This window comes from Pseudomonas sp. TR47, assembly GCF_044143025.1.
Classification (GTDB): Bacteria; Pseudomonadota; Gammaproteobacteria; order Pseudomonadales; family Pseudomonadaceae; genus Aquipseudomonas; species Aquipseudomonas putida_E.
This window is the reverse complement of the sequence record NZ_JBHFCS010000001.1, coordinates 536,463-547,152: the sequence shown is the minus strand read 5'-3', so window position 1 is coordinate 547,152 and position 10,690 is coordinate 536,463. Positions and strand designations below refer to the sequence as shown.

Here is a 10,690-nt window from a genome sequence, read left to right as displayed (position 1 = left end):
CCAGCTCCGTTTCCCGAAAGTCGGCTCCCACATTTCGAGCTGTATCACTAGAATAGAGCCGACGTACCTATTCAGAACCTCGAGATGCCCAACCCAGTCGAAACCCAAGCGCTAGAGCAGTTGCCGCTGGACGAGCTGGTCGCGTGCCATGAATGCGACCTGCTGATGCGCAAGCCCCAACTGCAACACGATGAAAAGGCGCAGTGCCCCCGCTGTGGTTATGAGCTATACGCTCACCGGCACAATGTGGTCAATCGCAGCCTGGCACTGGTGCTGACCGCGCTACTGCTCTTCGTGCCTGCCAACTTTCTGCCAATCATGCAGCTGCACCTGCTTGGCCAGACTTCAGACGATACGGTGTGGAGTGGCGTGCTGGGCTTGTACAACTCCGAAATGCACGGTGTCGCTGTCGTGGTGTTCCTGTGCAGCATGGCGGTTCCGTTTCTCAAGCTGATGTGCCAGCTCATGGTGCTATTGAGCATCCGCCTGAACGTCGGGCGTAGCTACGGGCTGTTGTTCTATCGCATTTATCATCATTTGCGTGACTGGGGCATGCTCGAGGTCTACTTCATGGGCGTATTGGTCGCAATCGTGAAGCTGGTCGACCTTGCCGAGCTGACCGTAGGGCTAGGGTTGTTTTGCTTCATAAGCCTGTTGCTGATTCAGGTTTGGCTTGAAGTGGTGATGTCTCCACACCAGATCTGGAGTGCGCTGTCAGGGGAGGATCTGCATGCGGGCGATTGATGCGGGCATTATGGTCTGCAATGAGTGTCATGAACTGAATCGACAGGATTCCGAGAGCAAGTCGCAGACCTGCACGCGCTGTGGCGCGATTGTGCATGCACGTCGGCCCAACAGTATCGTCCGTACCTGGGCGCTACTCATCGCTGCCTCGATCCTGTACATACCTGCCAACGTGCTGCCGATCATGACTGTCAGTACATTGGGGCAGGGCAGCCCGGACACGATCATGTCCGGCGTCATTACCCTGCTCAAGCATGGCATGTTGCCCATTGCCGCAGTGGTGTTCATTGCCAGTATTCTGGTGCCCACCTTCAAACTGGTGGGCATCGGTTTGTTGTTGTATTCGGTGCAGCGCCGCCAACCCTTGTCAGCGCGGCAACGCATCTTGATGTATCGGTTCATCGAGTTCATAGGACGCTGGTCCATGCTGGACATCTTCGTCATCGCCATCTTGGTGGCGGTGGTGAATTTCGGCCGTATCGCCAGTGTCGAAGCCAACCTGGGCGCTGTCGCCTTCGCTACTGTGGTGATTCTCACGATGCTCGCTGCTTTAACTTTCGATCCCCGACTGATTTGGGATAACACGGAGTCGGATGACGACCATGAGTGACATGCCAACGGCTAAAACCCGGCCCGCCTCCAACTGGTCGGCCATCTGGATTCTGCCGCTGATCGCTTTGATGATTGGAGGGTGGCTAGCCTGGCAGGCCTACCGTGATGCGGGTGTGGAAATCGAGGTTCGTTTCGAGAGCGGTGAGGGCATCGTCGCCAACAAAACCGAAGTCATCTACAAAGGCATGCCCGTGGGCAAGGTAAAAAGCCTGGTGCTCGATGCCGAGGGCGAAAACCAAGGTGTCATTGCCACTATCGAGATGAACAAAGACGCAGAGCCTCACCTTACCAAAGGGACACGGTTCTGGCTGGTCAAGCCCAGTGTCACGCTGGCGGGTATCTCCGGTCTCGAGACATTGGTGTCAGGTAATTACATTGCCGTCAGCCCTGGCGAGGGTGAGCGAACCAAGCGCTTCAAGGCATTGAAGGTGGCGCCACCGCTTTCGGACAGCGAACCGGGCCTGCACCTTACGCTCAAGGCCGATCGCTTGGGCTCGCTCAACCGCGATAGCCCTGTGTTCTACAAGCAGATCCAGGTTGGCCGGGTAAAGAGCTATCGCCTGTCAGAGGATCAGAGCACGGTCGAGGTCAAAGTGTTCATCGAGCCGGCTTATGCCAGCCTGGTGCGCAAACACACGCGCTTCTGGAATGCCAGCGGCATCAGCATCGATGCCGGGCTGTCCGGGGTAAAAGTACGCAGCGAATCCCTCTCCAGCATCGTTGCCGGTGGTATCGCCTTTGCTACACCGGAATACCGCAAGGATAGCCCGCCCACCGACCCGAGCCTGCCATTCCGCTTGTACGAAGATTTCGATGCCGCCCAGGCGGGTATCCGTGTGAAGGTCAAGCTGAGCGACTATGAGGGACTGCAGGCGGGGCGCACCCCGGTCATGTACAAAGGCATTCAAGTCGGTTCGCTGAAAGCCCTGAAGATGGAAAACAACCTTGGCAGCGCCATGGCTGAGCTGACCCTGGACCCCCTGACCGAAGACTATCTGGTCGATGGCACGCAGTTCTGGGTGGTCAAACCTTCCATTTCTCTGGCGGGTATCACAGGCCTGGAGGCCTTGGTGAAGGGTAACTACATTGCCATCCGCCCGGGTGAGAAGGGGGCCACGCCGCAGCGCGAGTTCGAAGCAAGGGCCAAGGCACCGCCGCTGGACCTCAAGGCGCCTGGCCTGCACATGGTGCTGTTCGCCGATACGCTGGGCTCGTTGGAGGTCGGTAGCCCGGTGATGTATCGCCAGGTCAAGGTTGGTAGCGTGCAGAGCTACCAGTTCGCCCGCAACAGCAATCGCATCCTGATCGGTGTGCACATCGAAAAGGAGTACGAGAACCTGGTCAATGGCTCTTCGCGTTTCTGGAACGTCAGCGGCATTACCCTCACCGGTGGCCTGTCGGGCATCAAGATAAAGAGTGAGTCGCTGCAGACCCTGATGGCCGGTGGCATCGCCTTCGACACGCCAACGCCGAACGTAGCCCTCAAGCGCCATATTCCAAGGTTCCGGCTGCACGACAGCCAGGAGGCGGTAAACCGTGCCGGCACGCTGATAACCATCCGTGTAGACCGTGCAGATGGCCTCAAGCCGGGAACGCCCATCCGTTTCCGTGGCCTGGATGTTGGTAGTGTCGAAAGTGTCGACCTGACCAAAGACCTGCAGGCTGTGTTGTTGCGCGCGCGTATCACCGAAGCGGCAGACCGCATCGCCCGTGCAGGGACGCAATTCTGGGTGGTCAAGCCGGCCCTTGGCTTGGTGCGTACAGAAAACCTCGATACCCTGATTGGCGGCCAGTACCTGGAAGTGCAGCCCGCTGTTAAGGACAAAGGCCCGCAGCGTGATTTCATAGCCTTGGCTGACGCGCCTGAGGTCACCGGGGTGGAAGTCGGCCTGCCATTGACCCTCAGCGCCCCGCGCAGGGGGTCGATCAAGCCGGGCGTGCCGGTGACCTACCGTGAGGTCGCGGTGGGTAAGGTAACGGGCTTCGAGTTGGGCCAGACGGCAGACCGCGTGCTGATTCACATCCTGATCGAGCCACGCTATGCCGCGCTGGTGCGCGGTGGCAGCCGGTTCTGGAACAGCAGCGGTTTCGGTTTCGACTGGGGCTTGTTCAAGGGCGCCACTGTGCGTACCGAGTCGCTGGAGACCCTCATCGACGGTGGTATTGCATTCGCCACGCCTGATGGCGAGCAGATGGGTAACCCGGCGCGGCCGCAGCAGACCTTTGCCTTGTTCGACAAGCCTGAGGACGCCTGGCTGCAGTGGGCACCGAAGATCCAGATCGCCAAGTAATGCAGGGGCCGCTATGCGGCCCTTTCGCTTCTGTGGGGCCCGGCTTGCCGGCGATGAGGCCGTAGCTGGCAACTCAAGCATCATCAAATCGCAGGCAATAAAAAACCGACCCTAGGGTCGGTTTTTCGACAAGCGTCGCTTAGGCAGCTGCAGCTTCTTTCAGCGCCTTGATGTGGCCATTCAGACGGCCTTTGTGGCGAGCAGCTTTGTTCTTGTGGATGATACCCTTGTCGGCCATACGGTCGATTACAGGTACAGCCAGAACGTAAGCGGCTTGCGCTTTTTCGGCGTCTTTTGCGTCGATGGCTTTGACTACATTCTTGATGTAGGTGCGGACCATGGAACGCAGGCTGGCGTTGTGGCTGCGACGCTTCTCAGCCTGTTTTGCACGTTTCTTGGCGGAAGGTGTGTTGGCCACCGTCGAGCTCCTCGAAAGACTTTAGGTAAATAGCAAACAAAATAGGCCGCGAATCATGCCGATCAGTTGACCGGATGTCAAGGCCACCTGCAGGGTTCCGCCGAGCGGTGTACCAACAGGAGGGAAATATTCCTTTCTGCTGCACGACCTGTAAACTCGGGAATTTTTGGCTCCCCTGCGAAGGCGCGGGAGTATCGCACATTCGGACGCTGTCTGGCAGCGTCCTCTGCCCTTGGCGTGAATCTTTTCGATGAACCTGCTCAAATCCCTGGCTGCAGTCAGCTCCATCACCATGATTTCCCGGGTGCTGGGGTTCGTGCGTGACACCATCCTGGCCCGTGTTTTCGGCGCCGGCATCGCTACCGACGCCTTTTTCATCGCCTTCAAGTTGCCCAACCTGCTGCGGCGGATTTTTGCCGAGGGGGCCTTTTCCCAAGCGTTCGTGCCGATCCTTGCCGAATACAAGACCCAGCAGGGCGAGGAGGCGACGCGCACTTTCATCGCCTATATCAGCGGCCTGCTGACGCTGGTCCTGGCCCTGGTCACGGTGATTGGCGTGCTTGCGGCACCCTGGGTGGTCTGGGCCACCGCGCCCGGTTTTGCGGACGATGCCGAGAAATACCAGCTGACCACCGACCTGCTGCGGGTGACCTTTCCTTATATATTGCTGATCTCACTGTCGTCCTTGGCCGGTGCGATCCTCAATACCTGGAACCGTTTCTCGGTCCCGGCCTTCACGCCGACCCTGCTCAACGTGGCGATGATCATCTTCGCCCTGCTGCTCACGCCGTATTTCGACCCGCCCATCATGGCACTGGCCTGGGGCGTACTGGCCGGTGGCCTGGCGCAGTTGCTGTACCAGCTGCCGGCGCTGAAAAAAATCGGCATGCTCGTGCTGCCGCGCCTGAACCTGCGTGACACCGGCGTGTGGCGCGTGCTCAAACAGATGTTGCCGGCCATTCTCGGCGTTTCGGTCAGCCAGATTTCGCTGATCATCAACACCATCTTCGCCTCTTTCCTGGTGGCCGGCTCGGTGTCCTGGATGTACTACGCCGACCGTCTGATGGAGTTGCCCTCGGGCGTGCTTGGCGTTGCCCTGGGTACCATCCTGCTGCCGACGTTGGCCAAGACCTACGCCAACAAGGACCGCGAGGAGTATTCGCGGATCCTCGACTGGGGCCTGCGCCTGTGCTTCCTGCTGGTGCTGCCCTGCACACTGGCCCTGGCGATACTCGCCGAGCCGCTGACCGTTGCATTGTTTCAGTACGGCAAGTTCAGCGCCTTCGATGCGGCGATGACCCAGCAGGCACTGATCGCCTATTCGGTAGGCCTGTTGGCGATCATTCTGGTCAAGGTACTGGCACCGGGCTTCTATGCGCAGCAGAATATTCGTACGCCCGTGCGGATCGCGATCTTCACCCTCATCTGCACTCAGCTGTTCAACCTGGCCCTTGTCGGCCCACTGCAGCACGCCGGCCTGGCCTTGGCGATCAGCCTGGGTGCCTGCCTGAATGCGGGCCTGCTGTTCTGGAAGCTGCGCAGCCAGCAGCTGTTCCAGCCGCAGCCGGGCTGGACGCTGTTCCTGCTCAAGCTGGTGCTGGCAGTAGCGCTGATGGTGGCCGTACTGCTGGTGGGCATGCACTACCTGCCGGCGTGGGAGCAAGGCAACATGTTCGAGCGTTTCGTGCGCCTTGGGGCGTTGATCGCGGCCGGTATCGTGACCTATTTCGGTTGCCTTTACCTGTGCGGCTTCAGGCCCCGGCACTTCGCCCGCAAGGCCCTGCACTGAGCTGGAAGGCGGGTCAGGCGTCGGTTTTTCGTTTTCCACGCTGCACCCGGGCGCTGCTGCCTGTCACCAGCGCCCGGGTGTGGTTATAATCGGCCACTTTATGAGCAAGAAGCGCGTTATGCAGCTGGTTCGAGGTCTTCACAACCTGCGCCCCGAGCACCGGGGCTGTGTCGCCACCATTGGCAACTTCGACGGGGTTCACCGCGGCCACCAGGCAATCCTGGCGCGTCTGCGCGAGCGCGGCCAGGCACTTGGCCTGCCTACGTGCGTGGTGATCTTCGAGCCGCAGCCGCGCGAGTACTTCGCTCCGGACACTGCGCCGGCCCGCCTGGCGCGCCTGCGTGACAAGGTCGAGCTGCTGGCTGGCGAAGGTATCGATAGGGTCTTGTGCCTGGCGTTCAACCAGCGCCTGAGCAACCTGAGCGCCGATGAATTCGTCGAGGCGATCCTGGTCGATGGCCTGGGCGTGCGCCACCTTGAAGTGGGCGACGACTTCCGCTTTGGCTGCGACCGCGCTGGCGATTTCACCTTCCTGATCGAAGCCGGCAAGCAGTACGGTTTCACCGTCGAGGCCGCCAACACGGTGATCCAGGACGGTTTGCGGGTCAGCAGCACCGAGGTGCGCCAGGCGCTGTCCGCAGGCAACTTCGAGCTCGCCGAGCACTTGCTGGGCCGCCCCTACAGCATTACCGGGCGCGTATTGCACGGCCAGAAGCTGGCCCGCCAGCTCGGCACGCCCACCGCCAACATCCAGCTCAAGCGTCGTCGTGTACCGTTGTCCGGGGTCTACCTGGCCAGCATCGAAATCGACGGCAAGGCCTGGCCGGGTGTCGGCAACATCGGGGTGCGCCCCACCGTGGCCGGCGACGGCCGCCCGCACCTTGAAATTCATCTACTGGATTATGCCGGCGATCTGTATGGCCGGCGCCTGACGGTGGAATTCCACCACAAGCTGCGTGAAGAGCAGCGATTCGCCTCCCTGGAGGCGCTGAAGTCGGCGATCGATGCGGATATCGCCGCCGCACGTGCACATTGGCACGCTCAACCGCTAACCAAGAGCCTGAAATGACCGACTACAAAGCCACGCTAAACCTTCCGGACACCGCCTTCCCCATGAAGGCCGGCCTGCCTCAGCGCGAACCGCAGATCCTGCAGCGCTGGGACAGCATTGGCCTGTACCAGAAGCTGCGCGAAATTGGCAAGGATCGTCCGAAGTTCGTCCTGCACGACGGCCCGCCCTATGCCAACGGCAAGATTCACATCGGTCATGCGCTGAACAAGATTCTCAAGGACATGATCGTCCGCTCCAAGACGTTGTCGGGCTTCGACGCGCCTTACGTACCCGGTTGGGACTGCCACGGCCTGCCGATCGAGCACAAGGTCGAAGTCACCCATGGCAAGCACCTGACGGCCGACCGCACTCGTGAGCTGTGCCGCGAATACGCTGCCGAGCAGATCGAAGGGCAGAAGACCGAGTTCATCCGCCTGGGTGTGCTGGGTGACTGGGACAACCCGTACAAGACCATGAACTTCGCCAACGAGGCCGGTGAAATCCGTGCCCTGGCCGAAATGGTCAAGCAGGGCTTCGTGTTCAAGGGCCTCAAGCCTGTTAACTGGTGCTTCGATTGCGGCTCCGCGCTCGCAGAAGCCGAGGTCGAGTACGCCGACAAGAAGTCGCAGACCATCGATGTGGCCTTCCCGGTCGCCGACGCTGACAAACTGGCTGCCGCGTTCGGCCTGCCGGCGCTGGCCAAGCCCGCTGCCATCGTGATCTGGACCACCACCCCGTGGACCATCCCCGCCAACCAGGCGCTGAACATCCACCCGGAGTTCAAGTACGCTCTGGTCGATACCGGCGAGCGTCTGCTGGTGCTGGCCGAAGAACTGGTCGAGTCGTGCCTCACGCGCTACAACCTGGAAGGCTCGGTCATCGCCACCGCCCAAGGCTCGGCCCTGGAGCTGGTCAATTTCCGTCACCCCTTCTACGACCGCCTGTCGCCTGTCTACCTGGCCGACTACGTCGAGCTGGGCGCAGGTACCGGTGTGGTCCACTCCGCGCCGGCCTACGGTGAAGACGACTTTGTTACCTGCAAGCGCTACGGCATGGTCAACGACGATATCCTCACGCCGGTGCAGAGCAACGGTGTGTATGTCGAGTCGCTGGAGTTCTTTGGCGGCCAGTTCATCTGGAAGGCCAACCCGGCCATCGTCGAAAAGCTGAGCGAAGTCGGTGCGCTGATGCACACCGAAACCATCAGCCACAGCTACATGCACTGCTGGCGCCACAAGACCCCGCTGATCTACCGCGCTACCGCGCAGTGGTTCGTCGGCATGGACAAGCAGCCAAGCACTGGCGAGCCGCTGCGTGAGCGTGCGCTCAAAGCCATCGAAGACACCCAGTTCGTCCCGGCCTGGGGCCAGGCGCGCCTGCACTCGATGATCGCCAACCGCCCGGACTGGTGCATCTCGCGTCAGCGCAACTGGGGTGTGCCGATCCCGTTCTTCCTGCACAAGCAGACCGGCGAACTGCACCCGCGCACCGTCGAGCTGATGGAAGCCGTGGCCAAGCGCGTCGAACAGGAGGGCATCGAGGCCTGGTTCAAGCTGGACGCCGCCGAACTGCTCGGTGATGAAGCCGGCCAGTACGACAAGATCACCGACACCCTGGACGTGTGGTTCGACTCCGGCACCACCCATTGGCACGTACTGCGCGGCTCGCACGACATCGGCCACGCCACCGGCCCGCGTGCGGACCTGTACCTGGAAGGCTCCGACCAGCACCGTGGCTGGTTCCATTCCTCGTTGCTGACCGGTTGCGCCATCGACAACCACGCGCCGTACCGCGAACTGCTGACCCACGGTTTCACCGTGGACGAAAGCGGCCGCAAGATGTCCAAGTCGCTGGGTAACACCATCGAACCGGAAAAGGTCAACAACACCCTGGGTGCCGACATCCTGCGCCTGTGGGTATCGGCCACCGACTATTCGGGTGAGATGGCCGTTTCCGAGCAGATCCTGCAGCGCAGCGCCGACGCCTACCGCCGTATCCGCAACACCGCCCGCTTCCTGCTCTCCAACCTGTCCGGCTTCGACCCGGCCCGCGACCTGCTGGCCCCAGAGGACATGCTGGCCCTGGACCGCTGGGCAGTGGACCGTACCCTGCTGCTGCAACGCGAGCTGGAAGAGCACTACAGCGAGTACCGCTTCTGGAACGTCTACTCGAAGATCCACAACTTCTGCGTGCAGGAGCTGGGCGGCTTCTACCTCGACATCATCAAGGACCGCCAGTACACCACTGGCGCCAACAGTGTCGCCCGTCGTTCCTGCCAGACCGCGCTGTACCACATCAGCGAAGCGCTGGTGCGTTGGATCGCGCCGATCCTGGCCTTCACTGCCGATGAAATCTGGCAGTACCTGCCGGGCGAACGCAACGAGTCGGTCATGCTCAACGGCTGGTACCAGGGCCTGAGCGAGCTGCCGGAAGGCACCGAGCTGGATCGCGCCTACTGGGACCGCGTGATGGCGGTCAAGGCTGCGGTCAACAAGGAGCTGGAAAACCAGCGTACCGCCAAGGTCATCGGCGGCAACCTGCAGGCCGAAGTCACCCTGTTCGCCGAAGAGGGCCTCAGCGCCGACCTGAGCAAGCTGGGCGATGAGCTGCGCTTCGTACTCATCACCTCCGCTGCCAGCGTGGTGCCGTTCGCCCAGGCGCCGGCCGATGCCGTGGCCACCGAAGTCGAAGGCCTCAAGCTGAAAGTGGTCAAGTCTGGCCACGCCAAGTGCGGCCGCTGCTGGCACTTCCGCGCCGACGTCGGCAGCCATCCGGAGCACCCGGAAATCTGCAGCCGTTGCGTCGACAACCTGAGCGGTTCCGGTGAGGTGCGCCACTATGCCTAACCCTGCGGCGGGGCGCTTCGGGCGCCTTGCATGGCTCTGGCTCAGCCTGCTGGTCCTGGTCGTTGACCAGGCCACCAAGCTGTATTTCAACAACGCCCTGAGCATGTACCAGCAGATCGTGGTCATCCCTGACTACTTCAGCTGGACCCTGGCCTACAACACCGGCGCGGCGTTCAGCTTCCTGGCCGACAGCTCCGGCTGGCAGCGCTGGCTGTTCGCCCTGATCGCCGTGGTGGTCAGCGCCGTACTGGTGGTCTGGCTCAAGCGCCTGGGGCGCAACGAGACCTGGCTGGCCGTGGCGCTGGCGCTGGTGCTCGGTGGGGCGCTGGGCAACCTGTACGACCGCATCGTGCTGGGCCATGTGGTGGATTTCATCCTGGTGCACTGGAAGAACGTTCATCACTTCCCGGCCTTCAATGTGGCCGACAGCGCCATCACCGTTGGTGCGGTGATGCTGGCGCTGGATATGTTCAAGAGCAAGAAGTCCGAGGATCCGGTCCATGACTGACACCCGTATCGGCCAGAACACCGAAGTTACCCTGCACTTCGCGCTGCACCTGGAAAACGGCGACACCGTCGACAGCACGTTCGACAAGGCTCCAGCCACCTTCAAGGTCGGCGATGGCAACCTGCTGCCGGGCTTCGAGGCCGCGCTGTTCGGCTTCAAGGCCGGTGACAAGCGCACGGTCGTGGTTGCCCCGGAGAATGCTTTCGGCCAGCCTAACCCGCAGAACGTACAGGTCATGCCACGGTCCCAGTTCGAGGGCATGGAATTGTCCGAAGGGCTGCTGATCATCTTCAACGATGCCGCCAACACCGAATTGCCCGGTGTGGTCAAAGCGTTCGATGACAACCAGGTGACCATCGACTTCAATCACCCACTGGCAGGCAAGACCCTTACCTTCGAGGTGGAGATCCTCGAGGTGAAGGCCCTGTAAG

Annotated in this window: 9 protein-coding genes; 8 read left to right on the top strand and 1 reads right to left on the bottom strand. The window is 61.3% G+C overall.

All coding sequences use genetic code 11. The annotated features are described in order from the left end of the window. Window positions 1-84 precede the first annotated feature (84 nt). The 3 genes from ACEWE8_RS02565 to ACEWE8_RS02555 are packed head-to-tail and all read left to right on the top strand — an operon-like array spanning window position 85 to window position 3,647. On the top strand, window positions 85-744 hold the full coding sequence (locus ACEWE8_RS02565; RefSeq protein ID WP_046784657.1) for a paraquat-inducible protein A: 660 nt from the start codon (window positions 85-87) through the stop codon (window positions 742-744). Next, the gene (locus ACEWE8_RS02560; protein WP_046784656.1) at window positions 731-1,354 is read left to right on the top strand and encodes a paraquat-inducible protein A; all 624 of its coding nucleotides are present in this window, start codon (window positions 731-733) and stop codon (window positions 1,352-1,354) included. The genes ACEWE8_RS02565 and ACEWE8_RS02560 overlap by 14 nt, the downstream gene beginning before the upstream one ends. Further along, a complete protein-coding gene (locus ACEWE8_RS02555; protein ID WP_046784655.1) occupies window positions 1,347-3,647 on the top strand; it encodes a PqiB family protein in 2,301 nt (766 codons plus the stop codon). Before ACEWE8_RS02560 ends, ACEWE8_RS02555 begins: the two co-directional genes overlap by 8 nt. Window positions 3,648-3,786: 139 nt before the next feature. Here ACEWE8_RS02555 and rpsT read toward each other — a convergent pair whose 3' ends face one another. Then, window positions 3,787-4,065 (bottom strand): 30S ribosomal protein S20, encoded by a 279-nt coding sequence (rpsT, locus tag ACEWE8_RS02550; RefSeq protein ID WP_003247625.1) that lies wholly within the window; start codon window positions 4,063-4,065, stop codon window positions 3,787-3,789. A gap of 250 nt (window positions 4,066-4,315) precedes the next feature. Between rpsT and murJ the strand changes: the two genes are divergently transcribed. From murJ to fkpB, 5 genes are all read left to right on the top strand, one after another. Then, complete coding sequence (murJ, locus tag ACEWE8_RS02545) at window positions 4,316-5,854, top strand: murein biosynthesis integral membrane protein MurJ (RefSeq protein ID WP_046784654.1); 1,539 nt, start codon at window positions 4,316-4,318, stop codon at window positions 5,852-5,854. Window positions 5,855-5,972: 118 nt separating this feature from the next. Further along, window positions 5,973-6,923: a bifunctional riboflavin kinase/FAD synthetase gene (ribF, locus tag ACEWE8_RS02540; protein WP_046784653.1), complete on the top strand. Its 951-nt coding sequence runs from the start codon at window positions 5,973-5,975 to the stop codon at window positions 6,921-6,923. After that, complete coding sequence (ileS, locus tag ACEWE8_RS02535; RefSeq protein ID WP_046784652.1) at window positions 6,920-9,751, top strand: isoleucine--tRNA ligase; 2,832 nt, start codon at window positions 6,920-6,922, stop codon at window positions 9,749-9,751. Before ribF ends, ileS begins: the two co-directional genes overlap by 4 nt. Then, on the top strand, window positions 9,744-10,259 hold the full coding sequence (lspA, locus tag ACEWE8_RS02530; protein WP_012316359.1) for a signal peptidase II: 516 nt from the start codon (window positions 9,744-9,746) through the stop codon (window positions 10,257-10,259). The genes ileS and lspA overlap by 8 nt, the downstream gene beginning before the upstream one ends. Further along, the gene (gene fkpB, locus ACEWE8_RS02525; RefSeq protein WP_012316358.1) at window positions 10,252-10,689 is read left to right on the top strand and encodes an FKBP-type peptidyl-prolyl cis-trans isomerase; all 438 of its coding nucleotides are present in this window, start codon (window positions 10,252-10,254) and stop codon (window positions 10,687-10,689) included. The genes lspA and fkpB overlap by 8 nt, the downstream gene beginning before the upstream one ends. The last annotated feature ends 1 nt before the right edge of the window (window position 10,690 follow it).

What these genes read in the sequence shown, in the direction of transcription:
- ACEWE8_RS02560 (WP_046784656.1), top strand. Translation starts at nt 731, where the DNA reads ATGCGGGCGATTGATGCGGGCATTATGGTCTGCAATGAGTGTCATGAA.
- lspA (WP_012316359.1), top strand. Translation starts at nt 9,744, where the DNA reads ATGCCTAACCCTGCGGCGGGGCGCTTCGGGCGCCTTGCATGGCTCTGG.
- ACEWE8_RS02555 (WP_046784655.1), top strand. Translation starts at nt 1,347, where the DNA reads ATGAGTGACATGCCAACGGCTAAAACCCGGCCCGCCTCCAACTGGTCG.
- murJ (WP_046784654.1), top strand. Translation starts at nt 4,316, where the DNA reads ATGAACCTGCTCAAATCCCTGGCTGCAGTCAGCTCCATCACCATGATT.
- fkpB (WP_012316358.1), top strand. Translation starts at nt 10,252, where the DNA reads ATGACTGACACCCGTATCGGCCAGAACACCGAAGTTACCCTGCACTTC.
- ACEWE8_RS02565 (WP_046784657.1), top strand. Translation starts at nt 85, where the DNA reads ATGCCCAACCCAGTCGAAACCCAAGCGCTAGAGCAGTTGCCGCTGGAC.
- ileS (WP_046784652.1), top strand. Translation starts at nt 6,920, where the DNA reads ATGACCGACTACAAAGCCACGCTAAACCTTCCGGACACCGCCTTCCCC.
- ribF (WP_046784653.1), top strand. Translation starts at nt 5,973, where the DNA reads ATGCAGCTGGTTCGAGGTCTTCACAACCTGCGCCCCGAGCACCGGGGC.